The organism is Rhodococcus sp. LW-XY12 (assembly GCF_019317345.1).
In the GTDB taxonomy this organism is placed as follows: domain Bacteria; phylum Actinomycetota; class Actinomycetes; order Mycobacteriales; family Mycobacteriaceae; genus Rhodococcus; species Rhodococcus pyridinivorans.
The window spans coordinates 1,325,070-1,343,296 of the sequence record NZ_CP079225.1; the positions used below are offsets into that span (position 1 = coordinate 1,325,070).

An 18,227-nucleotide genomic window follows, 5' to 3' on the forward strand; every position below is an offset into this window, starting at 1 on the left:
GTTCCGCGGACCCCGGTTGCGCTCGGGCGCGTCCGGTAGCGCACCATCGAAGCATGACGGTCGATCCAGCAACCGCTGCACCCCTCGCGTCACCGGTGGACGTCCAACCCCGCCGGGGGCTCGTCGCGCTGCTCGTGCTCGACGGTGCGCTGTGCGCCCTGTTGTCGGTCTTCTATCTCGGCGTGTACATCGCCGGAGTGCCCTTCCCGATCACCATCCTGCTGGCCGGCCTCGTCAACCTGCTGCTGGTGATGGCCCTCCGCGCCGAGACCGGATCCCTGCGCAGCGCGACCCTGCCGCTGCTGGCCTGGGCCGTCGTCTTCCTCGTCTGCCTCGTGGGCGGTCCGGGCGGCGACCAGCTCGCGCTCGGCGACTGGCGGACCCTGCTGCTGCCCGTGGCCGCGCTCGCCCCCGCCGGCGGCTACCTGTTCTCGGCCCGCATCAGGGAGATCACCCAGGCAGTGGGAGGGACGCAGCCCGCGCCGCGTCCCTGAGCACCTCGGTCACCATCTCCTTCGTCAACCGGCCGGTGAAGGTGTTCTGCTGGCTGACGTGATAGCAACCGAACAGGTGCAACGGGTGCTCCCGCGCCTCGGTGGCAGCGAGCAGCACATGTGCGCCGTGCCCGAACTTGGGGCGGGGAACCGGAATCGTCCACCCCGCCGCCGACAGGACCGGCAGTAGTGCCTGCCACCCGAACCCGCCGAGCACGACGACCGACCTCAGCGTGGGGGAGAGCAGGTCGAGTTCCTGTTCGAGCCAGTGCCGGCAGGTGTCGCGTTCGACGACCGTGGGGCGATTGGCCGGTGGCGCGCAGTGCACCGGCGACGTGATGCGCGTGCCGAACAGTTCGAGGCCGTCGCCGATGTGCGTCGCGGTCGGTTGCGACGCCAGTCCCGCGTCGTACAGGCCCGCGTACAGCACGTCGCCCGACCGGTCGCCCGTGAACATCCGTCCTGTGCGGTTCCCGCCGTGCGCGGCGGGCGCCAGCCCGACGATCAGCAGGGACGCATCGGCCGGGCCGAAGCCCGGGACGGGCCGGCCCCAGTACTCCTCGTCGCGGAAGGCCGCCCGTTTCTCCCGCGCGACCTGCTCACGCCATGCGACCAGCCGCGGACACGCGTGGCAGTCGACGAGCGCGTCGTCGAGCTCGGCCAGCGTCGCCGGGGGAGTGCCGTGCAGGGGGCCTTTGCCGGATGTCGGCTTCATCGGTCGATCCATGCTTCTCCCATACCCGGTGTGACCTCCTGGACAAGCGCCCACGCCTCGTCCACGGGGATGTCGATCACCTCGTAGCGTCCCGCACCCGCCGGCGTCGCCGCGACGACGGTCGCGAGACCGGCACGGCGCTGGAAGAAGGTCTGCCGCACCGTCCAGCCGATCACACCGTCCGCATCGAGACAGATGCGCTGCCGGTCGATCGAACCGCTGCGGGCGACGAGATGTCCGTCGACGACGGCGTGGCCGAGACCCCGGTAGCGGTCCTGCGCCAGCGCGCACGCCCCCGCGACCAGCACCACGACCACCGTGGCGATCACGGCGAACGGCACGTGCCGGTCGGTGACGCTCAGGGCGACGAGCCCGGCGGCGACCACGACGGCCACCGGCCACAGCGTCCGCGTGTAGCGGCGACGCCGGGCACGGGGACCGTGACTGCGCAGCGGAACGTCGAGCGGCAGCCCCCCGGTGAGCACCTCGGCCGCGACCCGCCGGACCTCCCCGTCGGGCGCCGACGGCAGGACCAGTGACGAACCGCCCTGTTGCGCGGTTCTGCCCGTCATGACGGCGTCGAGCCGTGCGGCGCCGACGAGCCGCAGCGCCAGCGGTTCGTGCAGCGCGATCCCGCGTAGCCGCGCCCGGTCGAGGGTGGTGTGACGGGTCGTGAGCAGGCCGTGCGCGATGCGCAGGACCCGTTGGTCGTCGGTCACCCGCAGATCGCCGTAGAGCAGCAGGTACCGCACGCACGCGGCCGGGCTGGCGACGAGCACGACGACCAGCACGAGGATCACGAGCGCGACCACCAGGCCGAGGTCTTCCGCGGTCTCCACCGCGCGGCGGACGACCTGCGATTCGGCGATCGACCGGCCGAGCCCGAACTGGAAGGCGGCACCGGCGACGGCCGCGACGGCGAGCAGTCCCGTCGTGGAGAACGGCGCGTAGCGCACCCAGGCCGGGTCGAATCGCGCCAGCTGACGCTCGGTGACGGCAGCGGTCGAGGTCGTCTCGACCGGCACGTCGTCCTGTTGCCCACCCCTCAGGAGAACGGCACGGAGCTCGGGGACTGCTGCGATCGGAAGGCCGTTGAGTTCGAACCGGTTGCGATCGGCGCCCCCGCTCTGACCCGTGCCGATCTTCACGACCGCGAGGCCCAGCACGCGATGCAGGAGGCGTTGCTCGACGTCCACCGACCGGATGCGGCTGCGGGGGATCGACAACTCGCGTCGTTGCAGCAGGCCGCGGCGGAGTTCGACGTGCTCTGGTCCTACGCGGTAGGTGGTGGTGAACCAGCGCAGCAGACCGACCAGCACGAGCACGCCCGTCGCTGCGAGGCCCCACACGGGATTGCCGCTGGTGGACCCGATGACGAACGAGCCTGCGAGGACGGGCAGCAGGCGCAGGATCTCCTCGATCGGGTGGATCAGCAGCATCCGGCGATCGAGACGCGACCACAGCACCTCCTCGTCCGTCCCGGCCACGAGGGCGTCGTTCATGTCGCGTCCGTCTCCGAGCTCGCCGCGAGTGCGGTCAGGCGAGCGACGGTCTCGTCGGCGACCCGGCTGTCGAGCCCGACGATCTCCACCGCACCCGCCGCCGAGGCGGTGGTGACGGTGACGGTGGTCAGGCCGAGCCACCGGTCGAGCGGTCCACGCTCGGTGTCGACGGTCTGGATCCGGGAGATCGGTGCGATGCGGTGCTCCTGCGTCCACCAACCCGAACGCGTGTAGACCGCGGTCTCGTCCATCTCCCAGCGATGGACGCGGTATCGCCAGACCGGCACCACCGCGACGTGCAGTCCACCGAGGACGACGGTCGCGGCCGCGGCGGCGACGTGCCACCCGGCGCCCACCGGCGTGACGAGCACCCACACGACCTGCGCGACGACCAGCGGCAACCACATCAGCGCTGCACTCACGGCCCACAGCACACGCGCCTTCGGGCTCGGCCGCCACGACGGTTCCCTCATCACCACGCTCGTCGCTGCCGTGTTGTCGGCCGACCCCGCCGGCGAACTCTCGTCGTCCTCCACCCGCACCTCCTGCTCCATCGGGCCCCGTGTCCGGTTCCACGCTAGGCTGGGATCCGTAGAACCCGGCCGGACTCGCCCGATCCGATCTCACGATCGGGCCCTATCAGGAGGAGATCGCAATGACGGAGTCGAATGCGCTCGGCATCGAGATCCAGTCCGACAACGATTCCGAGGCCGACCGGCTCGAGCAGGCCATTCCCGTCTACGACGATCCTGCCGACGACCTGCCTTCGGACGTGCCCCTCGAAGCCGACCCGGCAGACACCTACGAGCAGTCCCGCGAAGTCCCGGCGGACGACGACTACCCGCGCGGATAGACCCCGAAGTGGCATGGGGGTGCTCGTAGGCGCATGATCGGGCCCATGACCGATTCCGCAGACGACACCCCGCAGTCCGCGATGCTCCCGACCCCCACCGTGCGTCCCGGCGCTGCGCACCGATCCACGGCGACTCCCTCGGGAATGCGTCGAGCGTTGCGTCGGGCTCGCGACGGGGTCGCACTGAACGTCGACGAAGCGGCGGTCCTGCTGCAGGCCCGGGGTGCCGATCTCGAGGATCTCTGTGCGTCGGCGGCGCGGGTGCGCGATGCCGGCCTTCTCGCGGAGGGTCGACCCGGCACGGTCACCTATTCGCGCAAGGTCTTCGTCCCCATCACCCGGCTGTGCCGGGACCGATGCCACTACTGCACCTTCGTCACCGTCCCCGGCAAGCTCCGCGCCGAGGGTCACGGCATGTATCTCGAACCCGACGAGATCCTCGAGATCGCCCGTCAGGGAGCCGAACTGGGTTGCAAGGAAGCCTTGTTCACACTCGGCGACCGGCCCGAGGACCGGTGGCCCGAAGCGAAGCAGTGGCTCGACGAGCGCGGCTACGATTCCACCCTCGACTACGTGCGAGCGATGGCGATCCGCGTCCTCGAGGAGACCGGTCTGCTGCCGCACCTCAATCCCGGGGTGATGAGCTGGGCCGAGATCTCGCGGCTGAAGCCGGTCGCCCCGTCGATGGGCATGATGCTCGAGACCACCTCGGAACGGTTGTTCACCGAGAAGGGGCAGTGCCACTACGGCAGCCCCGACAAGGATCCGGCGGTGCGGCTGCGGGTGCTCACCGATGCGGGCCGACTCGCGGTGCCGTTCACCACCGGCATCCTCGTCGGCATCGGTGAGGACTTCACCGAGCGTGCCGAATCGATCCACGCGATCCGTAAGTCGCACAAGGCATTCGGTCATATCCAGGAAGTAATCGTCCAGAACTTCCGCGCCAAGGACGACACCGCGATGCGCGAGCACGACGACGCCGATCTCGACGAGTTCCTCGCCGCGATCGCCGTCGCGCGGCTCGTCCTCGGGCCGGGAATGCGCATCCAGGCCCCGCCGAATCTCGTCTCGCTCGACGAGTGCCGCGCGCTGCTCGGGGCGGGTGTCGACGACTGGGGTGGTGTCTCGCCGTTGACGCCCGATCACGTCAACCCCGAACGGCCCTGGCCGAATCTCGACACCCTGGCGCGCCTGAGCTCCGAGGCCGGCTTCGAGCTCACCGAGCGGATCGCCGCGCAGCCGAAGTACGTGCTCGCCGGGCAGCCGTGGATCGATCCGCGCATCACCGCGCACGTGCACGCCCTCGCCGATCCGGCCACGGGCCTCGCGCGCGAGGTGATCCCGTCCGGACTGCCCTGGCAGGAACCCGACATCGACTGGGAGTCGTCGGGTCGCGTCGATCTGAACTCCGAGATCGACGTGACCGGACGCAACACCGAGCACCGGTCCGATCTCGGGAGCGCTTTCGGCGACTGGGAGACCGTCCGCGAACAGGTGCTCCAGCTGGGCGCCTCAGCACCGGTGCGGCTCGACAGCGACGTGCTCTCGGCGCTGCGCTCCGCCGAACGGGATCCGGGCGGTTGCACCGAAGCGGAGTACATCGCCCTCGCCAACGCCGACGGCGCCGGTCTCGAAGCACTCGTGGCGCTCGCCGACCAGCTGCGCCGCGACACCGTCGGCGACGACGTCACCTATGTCGTCAACCGGAACATCAACTTCACCAACATCTGCTACACCGGCTGCCGGTTCTGCGCCTTCGCGCAGCGCAAGGGCGACGCCGACGCGTTCACCCTCTCGGCGAGCGAGGTCGCCGACCGGGCGTGGGAGGCGCACGTCGCCGGCGCCACCGAGGTGTGCATGCAGGGCGGTATCGATCCGGAACTGCCGGTGACCGGCTACGCCGATCTCGTCCGCGCCGTCAAGGCGCGGGTGCCGTCGATGCACGTCCACGCGTTCTCGCCGATGGAGATCGTCAACGGTGTCGCGCGCAGCGGCACGTCGATCCGGGACTGGCTCACCGAACTGCGTCAGGCCGGGCTCGACACCATCCCGGGCACCGCCGCGGAGATCCTCGACGACGAGGTGCGGTGGGTGCTCACGAAGGGCAAGCTCCCGACCGCCGAGTGGATCGAGGTGGTGACCACCGCGCACGAGGTGGGCCTGCGATCGAGCTCGACGATGATGTACGGGCACGTCGACCAGCCGCACCACTGGGTCGGCCACCTCGAGGTGATCCGCGGGATCCAGGACCGCACGGGCGGATTCACCGAGTTCGTGCTGTTGCCCTTCGTGCACCAGTCGTCGCCGCTGTATCTGGCCGGCGCGTCGCGTCCCGGCCCGACCATGCGCGACAACCGTGCCGCGCACGCCCTCGCCCGGGTCATGCTGCACGGCCGGATCGACAACATCCAGACCAGCTGGGTCAAGCTGGGTGTCGCCGGGACGCAGGCCATGCTCGAGGGCGGGGCGAACGATCTCGGCGGCACGCTCATGGAGGAGACGATCTCGCGCATGGCGGGCTCGCAGCACGGTTCGGAGAAGACCGTCGCCGAACTGGTCGCGATCGCCGAGGGCATCGGGCGGCCGGCGCGCCAACGGACCACCGCGTACACGCCGATCGAGCTCCCGGTCACCGCGGGCTGACCCGCCTCGACGGTCTGCACTCTGAAGTAGGGGACCCTTACTCCGGTGTGTGGCACGGGCACGGGGGATACTGGAGGACCGTGGGCGCCGAGGGTGCCCGCTCGGGCGAGACCGCGCAGGTCGGCGGGCTTACAGAGAGGCAGGGAGAACAGCAGTGACGTACACGATTGCGGAACCGTGCGTGGACGTGTTGGACAAGGCATGCATCGAGGAGTGCCCCGTCGACTGCATCTACGAGGGCGGTCGCATGCTGTACATCCACCCCGACGAGTGCGTCGACTGCGGTGCGTGCGAGCCCGTGTGCCCCGTCGAAGCGATCTTCTACGAGGACGACGTCCCGGACGAGTGGTCCGAGTACGTCAAGGCCAACGTCGACTTCTTCAACGATCTCGGCTCGCCCGGTGGCGCCGCGAAGCTCGGCAAGGTCGACTACGACCCGCCGTTCGTCAAGAATCTCCCTCCCATGGGCGAAGAGTGACGAACGGACCGGTGGAACTTTCGTGAGCACGCGTGTCCGCCGTTCGGTGGCGAAGAGCCTGCCGGACTTCCCCTGGGATTCCCTGACCGACGCGAAAACGAAGGCAGCGGCGCATCCCGACGGCATCGTCAACCTGTCGGTGGGCACACCGGTCGACCCGGTCGCCCCCGTGATCCGGGAGGCGCTCGTCTCCGTCGCGGAGGAGCCGGGCTACCCGACCACGCACGGCACCGCCGAACTGCGGCGGGCGGCCGTGGGTGCGCTCGAACGTCGCTACGGCATCACCGGTCTCGACGACTCGGCGATCCTGCCGGCGATCGGCACCAAGGAGATGATCGCCTGGCTGCCGTCGCTGCTCGGCCTCGGTGCCGACGATCTCGTCGTGATCCCCGAACTGGCGTACCCGACCTACGAGGTGGGCGGGCTGCTCGCCGGTGCCCGCATCATCCGCGCCGACGGGCTGACCCGCCTCGGCCCCGAGGTCGCGTCGCTGGTCTTCGTGAACTCGCCGTCGAACCCCACCGGCAAGGTGCTCGGACCCGACCACCTGCGCAAGGTCGTCGACTGGGCGCGCAGCCGCAACGCGATCGTCGTCTCCGACGAGTGTTATCTCGGGCTCACCTGGGAGTGTGAGGCCCTGTCGATCCTGCACCCGAACGTGTGCGGGGGCGACCACACCAACCTCCTCGCGGTGCACTCACTGTCGAAGACCTCCAATCTCGCGAGCTACCGGGCCGGTTTCGTCACCGGCGACGCCGACCTCGTCGCCGACCTGCTCGAGGTCCGTAAGCACTCCGGCATGATGCTGCCGCTGCCGATCCAGGCCGCGATGACCGCGGCACTGAACGACGACGAACACGAGAACGCGCAGCGCGAGAAGTACCGCAAGCGTCGCGAGGTGCTCCTGGGGGCCGTGCGCGGCGCCGGCTTCACCGTCGACCATTCGGAGGCGGGCCTGTACCTGTGGGCGACGCGCGGTGAGGGATGCCGCGCGACCGTCGACTGGTTCGCCGACCGCGGCATCCTCGTCGCACCCGGCGAGTTCTACGGTCCCGGAGGTGTCCTGCACGTCCGGATCGCGCTCACCGCGACCGACGACGCCATCGACGCCGCCGCTGCCCGACTGCGCCGATAGAGCGCGCCGGCGCACCGCTCGGCGAGCAGCTCGCCGGTAGATTGGCCCCGTGAGTTCGTCCGGTGAGGATCCGCTGCTGTGGGTGCTCTACGTCGCCGTGGTGGCCATCGCTGCGGTGAGCGCGTCACGCTCCCATGCGGGAAGTTCCGCGCACGCGACGACGCGATCGTTCTGGTGGCCTCCGCCGGTCGCGGCGACGATCCTGTGGTCGGTGGTCGCGGTGGCCTCGCTCGCGCGACTGGTCTTCCCGGGACTGCTCGACGTCTTCCGGCGGCAGCCGGTCCGCACCCGGGACTCGGGGGAGTGGTGGCGTGTCCTCACCGCAGGTCTGATCGAGGACGGCGGCGTGCTCCTCACCGTCGTGAACCTGCTGTTGCTCGCGGTGGTCGCCATCGCGATCGTGCGGGTGTGGGGGTGGTACCGCGCACTCGGGTTGTTCCTGGTCGGCCAGGTGCTGTGGGGGTTGTTCACCACCTTCGTCTTCCCGTCCGACGGCGCGGGAACAACCGGCGCGACGCTCGCGGCGGCCGCGACTCTCGCGGGACTGTGGCCGGTCGTCGGAGCGACACGCTCGCTGCTCGTCGCCTCCGCGGCGACCTTCCTTCTCGGTGTGGTCCTCGTGATCGCGGGCGATGCGCACGGCGTGGCCGTCCTCATCGGAATGCTGCTGGGCGCGGTCCTGGCCACCGTGCTTCCCCCGGCACATCTGGCGCGGACATCGATGTCCGCGGCGCGCGGCGACATCCACACCTGACCGCCACACCCGACCGCCCCCGCGAGGCTGCGGCATCGATATGGAATCGTGGCTGTCGTGTCTGCACTGCTTCGTTCGCTGAATCCGCTGGCCGTCGCGCGCGGCGACGATCTCCCGGACGTCGTCCGTATCGACGGCCACACCTTCTCCCGCAGCGGTCTGCTCGGCGCGGCCACCGCCGTCGCGGCGCGGGTGGCGCGCGCCGATCGGGTGGCCGTGCTCGCGACTCCGAGCGCGACCACCGTCGTCGCCGTGACCGGTGCCCTGCTCGCCGGGACGACCGTGGTGCCGGTGCCACCGGACTCGGGGCCCGCCGAACTCGCCCACATCCTGACGGACTCGGACGCGCAGGCCTGGCTCGGTCCGGCGCCGGAGGTGCAGCATCCCGACGTTCCGCAGTTGCCGAGCCTGCCGGTCCGCCTGCACGCCCGCGACTGGCACCACCTGCCCGAGCCGAACCCGGCGCGAATCGCGTTCGTGCTCTACACCTCCGGGACCACCGGCGCTCCGAAGGGTGTGCTGCTGAGCCGCCGGGCGATCGCCGCGGGCATCGACGCGCTCGCCGAGGCGTGGGCCTGGACCGAGCGCGACACGCTCGTCCACGGGCTGCCGCTGTTCCACGTGCACGGACTCGTGCTCGGTGTGGTCGGAGCCCTGCGGGTGGGCAGCCGGCTGATCCACACCGGGAAGCCCACTCCGCAGGCCTACGCCGAAGCGCAGGGATCCCTCTACTTCGGGGTGCCGACGGTGTGGACACGCGTCGTCGAGGACGAGGACTCCGCCCGCGCGCTCAGCGGCGCGCGACTGCTCGTCTCCGGCAGCGCGCCGCTGCCGGTGCCGGTCTTCGAACGACTGCGTGAGCTCACGGGACTGGTTCCGATCGAGCGCTACGGCATGAGCGAGACGATGCTGACGCTCAGCACGCGCGTCGACGGCGAGCGCCGTCCCGGCTGGGTGGGCACGCCGGTGGCCCGGGTCGAGACGCGCCTGCGCGACGAGCAGGGCCGCGACGTGCCCCACGACGGGGAGAGCATCGGCGTCTTGCAGGTGCGTGGACCGATGCTCTTCGACGGCTACCTGAACAGGCCGGAGGCCACCGCGGCCGCGTGGACCGAGGATGGATGGTTCGTCACCGGCGACGTGGCGGCCGTCGACGAGGGCGGATTCCACCGCATCGTGGGTCGCGAGTCGACCGATCTGATCAAGACCGGTGGGTTCCGGGTGGGTGCGGGGGAGATCGAGACCGTTCTGCTCGGTCATCCCGCGGTGCGGGAGGTGGCCGTGGTGGGCCTGCCCGACGACGACCTCGGTCAGCGGATCGTCGCGTTCGTGGTGCCCGCCGCCGACGGCCCCCAAGTCGACGGGTCGGAACTGATCGACCTTGTCGCACAACAGCTTTCCGTGCACAAGCGGCCCCGGGAGGTGCGTGTGGTGGGTGACCTTCCACGCAATGCGATGGGCAAGGTGCAGAAGAAGAAACTGGGCTGACAGGGTCGGTGGGGGGCGCCCGCGGGCAGGTTCCTGTCACCGGAACTTCGTGGAAAATCGGTCACAGGGGTTGCATGTGTCACACTGCGAGGCGGATTCTCTACTGCACCGTATGTAGATCTACTCACTTCGATGGGGGTTCGAGGGATGTCTGTAACGGATCAGGTCCGGGTGACCGGGCACGATCGTCGGGGGGACGGTGACAACGCTCCGCTCTTCCTGGTGGACGGGAAGCCCGCGTCCGTTCCGCTGCGCGATCTGCCCGCCGTGGCTCGCAAACTCGTGGCGCACTTCGCCGACAACGTGGCGCCGTGTTCGCTGCGACCGGGCGAATCGCTGCGCGGTGACGTCACCGAGGTCACCGTGCGCTGCCTGCGCATCGCGATCCATCTCCTCGACTCCGGAGAACTACCCTCCGACGCGGAACTCGCCGACCTGCGCAGCAGCGCAGCCCAGTGGGCCCGCGCCGGCTTCCGGCTCGAATACATGCTCCGGATCTATCACGAAGGCATCCGTCTCGGGTGGGAGCTGGTCACCGATCGGGCCCGGGAGGGCGATGTCTCCTCCGTCGCCGACGCGTCCCGCCTGTGGATGGCGCTGCTCGAGAAGGTCACCGTCGCCGCGACCACCGGTTTCGTCGCCGAACTCGACGCCATCCGCCGTGAACGCGACGTCGCCGCGCAGGAACTGGTCGCCGCGCTGCTGAGCGGGCAGGACGCCGCGGCCGTGGCGCAACGCTCCGGGCTGGTGCTCGCCGACACCTACACCGTGCTCGCGGTCTCGCTCACCCGACATCCCGACGAACGCAATCCGCACGTGCGGCCGGAGGTCGTCGCGCGGCGCACCCTGCGCCGGGTCGAGACCGAACTCGAGGCGATCTGCGAGGGCCGCCACCTCGCGATGCTCGGCCCCGAGGGCGGCACCGTCCTGCTCCCCGAATCGCCCTCGACCGAGGCGATCGAGGAATTCCGGCAGCGCATCGAGACCGTCGCGGGCGTGTCCGTCACGATCGCTCTCGTCCACGCCCCCGTACGGGAGGTGCCCACCGCGGCGAAGCAGGCCCACGAACTGCTCGATCTGGTGCGACGGCTCGGCCGTGCGGTCGGGGCCTACGGTATGCAGGATCTGGCCCTCGAATACCAGCTCACGCGGCCCGGACCGGCGCGCCGTCACCTCGCACGCGTCCTCGACCCGCTCGACGAATCACCCGAACTCGTCGAGACGCTGGAAACGCACATCGCCCACGACCTGAGCCGCCAGCTCACGGCCAAGACCCTGCACGTCCACGCGAACACTGTCGACTACCGCCTCAAGCGGGTCGCGCAACTCACCGGATTCGATCCCACCCGGCCCTCCGGACTGCGCCAGCTGCAGGCGGCGCTGATCGCTCGACGACTCGAACTGGAGAGCTCCGAACAGGGCTGATATCGCGTCGGATTCGGCTTCCCGAGGCGTGCCGGTCTATATCATCGGTCTCGGGCGACCGAGGGTCGTCACCCGGAGTGAGCACGAGGGGGCCGACGCATGGCGGGGGAGTCCGGACCGTCCGAGTCGGATCCGCCGAGCCGTCGTGGCGGCGTGAGTGGGGATGCACGGCCGGGCGAGGGTCGGGCGCGCTGGTTCGTCGTCGCCGTGATCCTCGTCCTCGCGGCCGGATCCGTCGCCTTCCTGTTCGTGGAGCGACGGAGTGGGTGCGACGACTCCGAGCGCTACACCGTGGCGGTCACCGCCGACCTCGCACCGGTGATCGAGGGGACCTCGGTATCCGGATGTACGAAGTTCGAGGTCGTCGAACAGGAACCGGGGGAGGTGTCGGCGCGACTGGCGACCGACGACGTTCCCGACCTGTGGCTCCCGGCGGGCGGTTGGTGGGCGTCGTGGGCGGGTGAGACCGCCACGGGCCCGGTGCGCACGGTGTCGACACCGCTGGCCACCACGCCGCTCGTGATCGCGGGTGCGCCGGGCACCGTCGAACCGGCGGCCGACTGGCAGGAGGCCCTGTCCGATCCCGGTCTCGTCTTCGGCAATCCACTGCGCTCCGGTCCCGCGGCAGGTGCCATCCGCGCCGTGCTGGCCGAGGCCGCCGACGATCCCGTCGCGATGGGCACGGTCCGTCCCGTCATGGCGCCGCTCGCCGAGCGGGAGGGGGTTCGCGACGAGGAGGTACCTACCGGATCGACCTTGCTCGAGGAGACCGTCGCCGATGGTGGGACGGTGGTGAGCACCGAACAGCAGGTCGAGACCTATCGCAGCGTCCACAAGCGCGAACTGGGCATCGAGGTACCCGTCACCGGGACGCTGCTCGTGGACTATCCGGTGGTCGTGACGGCGCGCGGAGAACGGCACGACGCCGCGGCGGCGGCCGCCACGGCGCTGACCGACGCGCTGCACACGTCCGAAGGACTCGACAGGCTGACCCGTCACGGCTTCCGGGACGGAGGCGGACGACCCCTGCCCGACGGCCGCGGTGCGGGAGCGGTGCCGGTGCTCGAACTCGACGACGAGACCGTCGCCGAGGAGGCGATGAACGTGTGGGCGTTGCAGGCGCTTCCCGTGCGCACCGTGTTCGCGGTGGACGTCTCCGCGTCGATGAACCGTGATCTCGGCGACGAGAGTCGGATCGAACTGGTCCGGCGCGCCGCGACCGCCGCCAACGAGGTCCTGCCCGGGAACGTCTCAGCGGGCCTGTGGTTCTTCGGTGGGGGAGTGAGCGACTACGCCACATTGCCGAACGACCGCGCCGAGGCAACGGGGGACTACATCGTGGCGGCACCGATCCGGCGCTTCGATGCGGTGGTGGACGACGGTACCCAACGCGACCTGCTCACCTCGCTCGTCGCGCAGATGGCCGGTACGGCCGACGAGACCACCGCGCTCTACGACACGATCCTCGCGGCCTTCCGGTACGTGCAGGACAGCTACGATCCGCGCGCGGCCAACAGTGTCGTCGTGGTGACCGACGGCGCCGACAACGGTTCCGCGATGTCGAAGGACGAACTGCTCGCGGTCCTCTCGAACGAGAACGATCCGTCCAGGCCGGTACGGATCGTGACGATCGGACTCGGTGAGGACGTGGACACCGCAACCCTCGAGCAGATCGCCGCGGCGACCGGAGGGGTGAGCTACCGGACGAGCGATCCGCTCGACATCACCGAGCTCGTGCTCACTGCGCTGGCCGATCGGACGGGTGGCTGACCGTCTTGTCGTCGTGGGTGCGGTGCCAGAGCAAGCCGAGCGCCGTGATGATCAGGAACAGCACGAAGGTCGACGCGAGCTGGACCCGGGCCGCGCTGTCGGACAGCATCAGCACGATGAAGCCGATGAGCATCGCGAGCGTGAACCAGCTGAGATAGGGGAACAGCCACATGCGCAGGCGGATGGTGCCTTCGCGCTCGAACTTGCGGCGCAGCCGCAGATGCGAGACGACGATGAACAACCAGATCGCGATGAGCGCCGATCCGACCGCGTTGAGCAGGATCCCGAGGATGGTGTCGGGCAGCAGCCAGTTGAGCCACACGCTGACGAAGCCGAAGAACACCGAGACGAGCACCGCGTTGCGGGGCACTCCGTGGTGGGTGAGCTTACTGAGCCAGGCCGGTCCGTCGCCGCCGCGTGCCAGCGAGTAGGCCATGCGGGAGGTGCCGTAGACGTTGGCGTTGAACGCCGACAGCAGCGCGATCACCACGACGAGTTCCATGAAGCCGGACACGTAGGGGATGCCGGCGATGTCGAGCACCGAGACGAACGGGGAGGTCTCACCGCTCGCCGCGGTCCACGGCAGCACGAGCACCATGATCGAGATCGACCCGAGGTAGAAGACCGAGATCCGCCAGACGACACTGCGCACGGCCGTCGCGATGGACCGTTCCGGATCCTTCGATTCGGCCGCGGCGATCGTGACGATCTCGATGCCGCCGAACGCGAAGGCCACCGCGAGCAGACCGGCCGCGACACCGGCGATCCCGTTGGGCGCGAAACCGTCGCCGTCGCCGAGCAGGTGCGTGGTGCCGACGGGTTCGGTGCCCGGAAGCAGACCGAACACGAGCAGGATGCCGATCACCAGGAACCCGAGGATGACCGCGACCTTCAGTGCCGCGAACCAGAACTCGAACTCACCGAAGTTGGCGACCCTCGCCAGATTGACCACCGCGAAGAAGGTGACGAACACCAGCGCGACCACCCATTGGGGTACGCCCGGCAGCCACGACTGCACGATCGCGGAGGCACCGGTGATCTCGACACCGAGCACCATGATCAGCATGAACCAGTACAGCCACCCCATGCTGAATCCGGCCCAGCGGCCGATTCCGATGCGCGCGTAGTGCGAGAACGAACCGCTCACCGGCAGCGCGGCACCCATCTCGCCGAGCATGCGCATCACGAAGATGATCATCACGCCGGCGAGCAGGTACGAGACGATGATGGCCGGACCGGCTGCGGCGATACCCACTCCGGAACCGAGGAACAGGCCCGCGCCGATGGCGGAGCCGAGTCCCATCATGGTCAGATGGCGGACCTTCAGGCCGCTCCCGAGATGTTCGGCCTCGGACGCGGGCCGCTGGGTTTCACTCACAGTTTCTCGGTTCCGAATCTGTTGTGGGTGCAGAGTCAGTCGTTGGCGTGCAGAGCCGCGTTCAGTTCGACTCCGCTGCCCTTGTTCGGCACGACCTCGACCGCGCCGCTCACCGAGTTGCGTCGCAGCAGGAGGTTGGACGCGCCGCTGAGGGTCGCGGCCTTGACGACGGTGCCGTCAGGTCCGGTGACCTTGGTACCGGCGGTGACGTACAGGCCGGCCTCGACGATGCAGTCGTCGCCGAGCGAGATGCCCACGCCCGCGTTCGCACCGAGCAGGCAGCGCTTGCCGACGGAGATGACCTCCTTGCCGCCACCGGAGAGGGTGCCCATGATCGAGGCGCCTCCACCGACGTCGGAACCGTCGTCGACGACGACACCCGCGGAGATGCGGCCCTCGACCATCGAGTTGCCGAGCGTGCCGGCGTTGAAGTTGACGAAGCCCTCGTGCATCACGGTGGTGCCGGACGCGAGGTGCGCACCGAGGCGGACGCGGTCGGCGTCGGCGATGCGGACACCGGCCGGAACGACGTAGTCGACCATGCGGGGGAACTTGTCGACACCGAAGACTGTCACCGGTCCGCGGATACGCAGACGGGAGCGCACGGTCTCGAAGTTCTCGAGCGAGCACGGGCCGTAGTTGGTCCACACGACGTTCGCGAGCATGCCGAAGATGCCGTCGAGGCTGAGCCCGTGCGGCTGGACGAGACGGTGCGACAGCAGGTGCAGGCGCAGGTAGACGTCGTGAGTGTCGACGGGCGGCTTCGACAGGTCCGCGATGTCGGTGCGCACCACGACCTGCTGGACCTCGCGCGCCTCGTCGTGACCGGCGAGCAGGGCGAGATCGGACGGGATGTCCGTGCCCTCGAGTCGCGTCGTTCCGGTTTCGCTCGGCTCGCCGAGGGCGGGTGCCGGGTACCACGTGTCGAGGACGGTCCCGTCCTCCGTGATATTCGCGATGCCTACTGCTGATGCTCCGTGTGCACTCACGGGTGAGAAGCGTACGCGAGGCGGTCCTGCGCCTGTGTCCCCCCTGAGAAAATCGTGTGCGGGGTCTGAGGAACAGGCGCGTTTCGTATCGTGCAGGTATGCCCGTACCGCAGCTGGACCTGCACGCCGACCCCGTCGAACTGACCGCCGCGCTCGTCGACATCCCGAGCGTGTCGCAGAACGAGACGCTCATCGCCGACGCCGTGGAGACGGCCCTGCGCGAGCAGACCGACGGCTTCGAGGTCGTGCGCAACGGCAACTGTGTCCTGGCGCGGACGAACCGCGGACTCGGCAGCCGTGTGATGCTCGCCGGCCACCTCGACACCGTCCCGATCGCCGACAACGTGCCGTCACGGCGCGACGGCGACCTGATGTGGGGCTGCGGCACCTCCGACATGAAGGCCGGCGATGCCGTCTTCCTGCACCTCGCGGCGACCGTCACCGATCTCGCTCACGACCTGACGATCGTGATGTACGACTGCGAGGAGATCGCGGCCGCGTACAACGGGCTCGGACGGATCGAGACCGAACTGCGCGACTGGCTCGACGCGGACGTGGCGATCCTCGGCGAACCCACCTCGGGTGAGATCGAGGCTGGTTGCCAGGGCACCCTGCGGGTGCGCATCACGACCGACGGTGTGCGGGCGCATTCGGCGCGCTCCTGGCTCGGCGACAACGCGATCCACAAGCTCGCTGCCGTGCTCGACCGTCTGGCCCGCTACGAGGCACGGTCGGTCGACATCGACGGTTGTGTGTACCGGGAAGGACTGTCGGCCGTGCACATCGAGGGCGGTGTCGCCGGCAACGTGGTGCCCGACGCCGCTGCGCTCGACGTGAACTTCCGGTTCGCCCCGGATCGCAGCCCCGACGACGCACTCGCGCACGTCCGCGAGGTCTTCGACGGTCTCGCGATCTCGATGGAACTCACCGACATGTCACCCGGCGCGCTGCCCGGACTGTCGAACCCGGCCGCGGCGGCGCTCGTCGAGGCCGCGGGCGGGAAGTTCCGGGCCAAGTACGGCTGGACCGACGTCTCGCGGTTCGCCGCGCTGGGGATCCCGGCTGTCAACTACGGGCCGGGCGACCCGAACCTCGCGCACAAGCGCGACGAGCACGTCGAGGTCGGGCGGATCACCGAGGTGACCTCCGTTCTGCGCTCCTATCTCACCCGATAACGTGGCCGCCATGTCCGGCGACAACTCCTCCTCCGAACGCGGCTCCCGGCGCGAGGTCGTGCACCAGGGCCCGGTGCAACTGCGCGGCTCTCTCGCCCGCGAGGCGACGACGATGGACCAGCGGCTGCTCGATCGCCGCGGCCCGTCCGACTGGGTGCACACCGATCCGTGGCGTGTGCTGCGGATCCAGAGCGAGTTCGTCGAAGGCTTCGGTGCGCTCGCCGAGGTGCCCCGCGCCGTCACCGTCTTCGGATCGGCGCGCACCCCGGCCGGTCACGAGGAGTACGAGATCGGCCGCGAGCTCGGCGCCGCACTCGTCCACGCCGGATACGCCGTCGTCACCGGTGGCGGTCCGGGCGCGATGGAGGCGGCCAACCGCGGTGCCAGCGAGGCCGGGGGACTGTCGATCGGACTGGGGATCGAGCTGCCCTTCGAACAGGGCCTCAACGAGTGGGTCGATCTCGGCCTGAACTTCCGGTACTTCTTCGCGCGCAAGACGATGTTCGTGAAGTACTCGCAGGCGTTCGTGTGCCTGCCCGGGGGTTTCGGGACGCTCGACGAGCTGTTCGAGGCACTGACCCTCGTGCAGACCCGCAAGATCACGCAGTTCCCGATCGTGCTGTTCGGTTCGGAGTACTGGAACGGTCTGGTGGGCTGGCTGCGCGAGACCCTGGTCCGCGGCGGCAAGATCTCGCCCGCCGACCTCGACCTGCTCTTCGTCACCGACAGCGTCGAGGAGACGGTGGACATCATCCTCGAGGCGCATCGCGGCGAGGACGAGAACGAACTGTACGGAAACGGGAGTGGATGGTAACCGAAGCTCTGTCGGTCTGTGTGTACTGCGCGTCGGGCCCTGTCGACCAGAAGTTCCTCGAACTCGCCGCCGCTGTCGGTACCGAGATAGGCCGACGGGGCTGGCAGCTGGTCTCCGGCGGCGGCAACGTATCGATGATGGGCGCGGTCGCCGACGCGGCCCGCGCGGCCGGCGCGCACACGATCGGGGTCATTCCGAAGGCACTCGTGCACCGCGAGGTCGCGGACGTCGACGCCGACGAGTTGATCGTCACCGAGACGATGCGCGAGCGCAAACGCATCATGGAGGACCGCGCCAACGCCTTCCTGACCCTGCCCGGCGGCATCGGAACCCTCGAGGAACTGTTCGAGACGTGGACCGCGGGGTATCTCGGTATGCATGACAAGCCGGTCGTCCTGCTCGATCCCACGGGCCACTTCGACGGCCTGCTCGGCTGGCTCGGGTCGATGGTCGACACCGGCTTCGTCGCGCAACGCGCACTCGACGGTCTCGCGGTCACCACCGACCTCGCCGACGCGCTCGACCGTTGCGCTGCGCCGTACGCGACGGTCTGAGGTGTTCCACTTCGCCGCGCGCTTATCTACTCTTCGGTAAGTTCGGGGGAACGCCGTGGG

17 protein-coding genes are annotated in these 18,227 nt (G+C 69.5%); 12 read left to right on the top strand and 5 right to left on the bottom strand.

The features are described 5' to 3' along the window. The first annotated feature begins 53 nt into the window (after nucleotides 1-53). Nucleotides 54-494, top strand: a complete 441-nt coding sequence (locus KXC42_RS06275; protein WP_006550579.1) for a hypothetical protein — start codon at nucleotides 54-56, stop codon at nucleotides 492-494. Here the strand turns inward: KXC42_RS06275 and KXC42_RS06280 are convergent. Genes KXC42_RS06280 through KXC42_RS06290 form a run of 3 tightly spaced genes read right to left on the bottom strand, consistent with a single transcriptional unit; the run spans nucleotide 451 to nucleotide 3,265 of the window. After that, nucleotides 451-1,209: a uracil-DNA glycosylase gene (locus KXC42_RS06280; RefSeq protein ID WP_219130040.1), complete on the bottom strand. Its 759-nt coding sequence runs from the start codon at nucleotides 1,207-1,209 to the stop codon at nucleotides 451-453. The genes KXC42_RS06275 and KXC42_RS06280 overlap by 44 nt on opposite strands. After that, entirely contained in the window at nucleotides 1,206-2,711 is a 1,506-nt protein-coding gene (locus KXC42_RS06285; protein ID WP_219130041.1) for a PH domain-containing protein, read from the bottom strand. Before KXC42_RS06285 ends, KXC42_RS06280 begins: the two co-directional genes overlap by 4 nt. Continuing rightward, nucleotides 2,708-3,265 carry a PH domain-containing protein gene (locus KXC42_RS06290; RefSeq protein WP_006550576.1) on the bottom strand — a complete coding sequence of 186 codons (558 nt, stop codon included), beginning with the start codon at nucleotides 3,263-3,265 and terminating at the stop codon, nucleotides 2,708-2,710. The genes KXC42_RS06285 and KXC42_RS06290 overlap by 4 nt, the downstream gene beginning before the upstream one ends. Before the next feature lie 101 nt (nucleotides 3,266-3,366). On the opposite strand from KXC42_RS06290, the gene KXC42_RS06295 reads away from it, so the two are divergent. The 8 genes from KXC42_RS06295 to KXC42_RS06330 all read left to right on the top strand — a co-directional run bounded on the left by KXC42_RS06295 (nucleotide 3,367) and on the right by KXC42_RS06330 (nucleotide 13,257). Further along, a complete protein-coding gene (locus KXC42_RS06295) occupies nucleotides 3,367-3,564 on the top strand; it encodes a hypothetical protein (RefSeq protein WP_006550575.1) in 198 nt (65 codons plus the stop codon). Nucleotides 3,565-3,645: 81 nt separating this feature from the next. Further along, a complete protein-coding gene (locus tag KXC42_RS06300) occupies nucleotides 3,646-6,207 on the top strand; it encodes a bifunctional FO biosynthesis protein CofGH (protein ID WP_373922193.1) in 2,562 nt (853 codons plus the stop codon). A 154-nt stretch (nucleotides 6,208-6,361) separates the two neighbouring features. Next, nucleotides 6,362-6,685: a ferredoxin gene (gene fdxA / locus KXC42_RS06305; RefSeq protein WP_006550573.1), complete on the top strand. Its 324-nt coding sequence runs from the start codon at nucleotides 6,362-6,364 to the stop codon at nucleotides 6,683-6,685. 22 nt (nucleotides 6,686-6,707) lie between these two features. After that, a complete protein-coding gene (gene dapC / locus KXC42_RS06310; RefSeq protein WP_257606043.1) occupies nucleotides 6,708-7,820 on the top strand; it encodes a succinyldiaminopimelate transaminase in 1,113 nt (370 codons plus the stop codon). Nucleotides 7,821-7,869: 49 nt separating this feature from the next. Beyond that, nucleotides 7,870-8,574: a hypothetical protein gene (locus KXC42_RS06315; protein ID WP_033097290.1), complete on the top strand. Its 705-nt coding sequence runs from the start codon at nucleotides 7,870-7,872 to the stop codon at nucleotides 8,572-8,574. 57 nt (nucleotides 8,575-8,631) lie between these two features. Further along, complete coding sequence (locus tag KXC42_RS06320; protein WP_033097291.1) at nucleotides 8,632-10,062, top strand: acyl-CoA synthetase; 1,431 nt, start codon at nucleotides 8,632-8,634, stop codon at nucleotides 10,060-10,062. 171 nt (nucleotides 10,063-10,233) lie between these two features. Then, nucleotides 10,234-11,487: a CdaR family transcriptional regulator gene (locus tag KXC42_RS06325; protein ID WP_006550569.1), complete on the top strand. Its 1,254-nt coding sequence runs from the start codon at nucleotides 10,234-10,236 to the stop codon at nucleotides 11,485-11,487. Between the two features lie 153 nt (nucleotides 11,488-11,640). Then, complete coding sequence (locus KXC42_RS06330) at nucleotides 11,641-13,257, top strand: substrate-binding and VWA domain-containing protein (protein WP_257606044.1); 1,617 nt, start codon at nucleotides 11,641-11,643, stop codon at nucleotides 13,255-13,257. On the opposite strand, the gene KXC42_RS06335 is transcribed toward KXC42_RS06330, so the two are convergent. Beyond that, entirely contained in the window at nucleotides 13,226-14,563 is a 1,338-nt protein-coding gene (locus KXC42_RS06335; protein ID WP_220577881.1) for an amino acid permease, read from the bottom strand. The genes KXC42_RS06330 and KXC42_RS06335 overlap by 32 nt on opposite strands. Nucleotides 14,564-14,670: 107 nt before the next feature. Further along, nucleotides 14,671-15,624 (bottom strand): 2,3,4,5-tetrahydropyridine-2,6-dicarboxylate N-succinyltransferase, encoded by a 954-nt coding sequence (gene dapD / locus KXC42_RS06340; protein WP_006550566.1) that lies wholly within the window; start codon nucleotides 15,622-15,624, stop codon nucleotides 14,671-14,673. A 98-nt stretch (nucleotides 15,625-15,722) separates the two neighbouring features. Between dapD and dapE the strand changes: the two genes are divergently transcribed. The 3 genes from dapE to KXC42_RS06355 are packed head-to-tail and all read left to right on the top strand — an operon-like array spanning nucleotide 15,723 to nucleotide 18,167. Next, nucleotides 15,723-16,799 (top strand): succinyl-diaminopimelate desuccinylase, encoded by a 1,077-nt coding sequence (dapE, locus tag KXC42_RS06345; protein WP_219130043.1) that lies wholly within the window; start codon nucleotides 15,723-15,725, stop codon nucleotides 16,797-16,799. 10 nt (nucleotides 16,800-16,809) lie between these two features. Further along, nucleotides 16,810-17,613 carry a TIGR00730 family Rossman fold protein gene (locus KXC42_RS06350; protein WP_006550564.1) on the top strand — a complete coding sequence of 268 codons (804 nt, stop codon included), beginning with the start codon at nucleotides 16,810-16,812 and terminating at the stop codon, nucleotides 17,611-17,613. After that, the gene (locus KXC42_RS06355) at nucleotides 17,607-18,167 is read left to right on the top strand and encodes a TIGR00730 family Rossman fold protein (protein WP_019288053.1); all 561 of its coding nucleotides are present in this window, start codon (nucleotides 17,607-17,609) and stop codon (nucleotides 18,165-18,167) included. Before KXC42_RS06350 ends, KXC42_RS06355 begins: the two co-directional genes overlap by 7 nt. Nucleotides 18,168-18,227 lie beyond the last annotated feature (60 nt).

Bases quoted from the DNA above. Each gene is read 5' to 3' on its own strand.
- KXC42_RS06300 (WP_373922193.1), top strand. From the start codon at position 3,646: ATGCTCCCGACCCCCACCGTGCGTCCCGGCGCTGCGCACCGATCCACG.
- KXC42_RS06295 (WP_006550575.1), top strand. From the start codon at position 3,367: ATGACGGAGTCGAATGCGCTCGGCATCGAGATCCAGTCCGACAACGAT.
- dapE (WP_219130043.1), top strand. From the start codon at position 15,723: ATGCCCGTACCGCAGCTGGACCTGCACGCCGACCCCGTCGAACTGACC.
- KXC42_RS06350 (WP_006550564.1), top strand. From the start codon at position 16,810: ATGTCCGGCGACAACTCCTCCTCCGAACGCGGCTCCCGGCGCGAGGTC.
- KXC42_RS06285 (WP_219130041.1), bottom strand. From the start codon at position 2,711: ATGAACGACGCCCTCGTGGCCGGGACGGACGAGGAGGTGCTGTGGTCG.
- KXC42_RS06355 (WP_019288053.1), top strand. From the start codon at position 17,607: ATGGTAACCGAAGCTCTGTCGGTCTGTGTGTACTGCGCGTCGGGCCCT.
- KXC42_RS06280 (WP_219130040.1), bottom strand. From the start codon at position 1,209: ATGAAGCCGACATCCGGCAAAGGCCCCCTGCACGGCACTCCCCCGGCG.
- KXC42_RS06335 (WP_220577881.1), bottom strand. From the start codon at position 14,563: ATGATGGGACTCGGCTCCGCCATCGGCGCGGGCCTGTTCCTCGGTTCC.
- KXC42_RS06275 (WP_006550579.1), top strand. From the start codon at position 54: ATGACGGTCGATCCAGCAACCGCTGCACCCCTCGCGTCACCGGTGGAC.
- KXC42_RS06290 (WP_006550576.1), bottom strand. From the start codon at position 3,265: ATGGAGCAGGAGGTGCGGGTGGAGGACGACGAGAGTTCGCCGGCGGGG.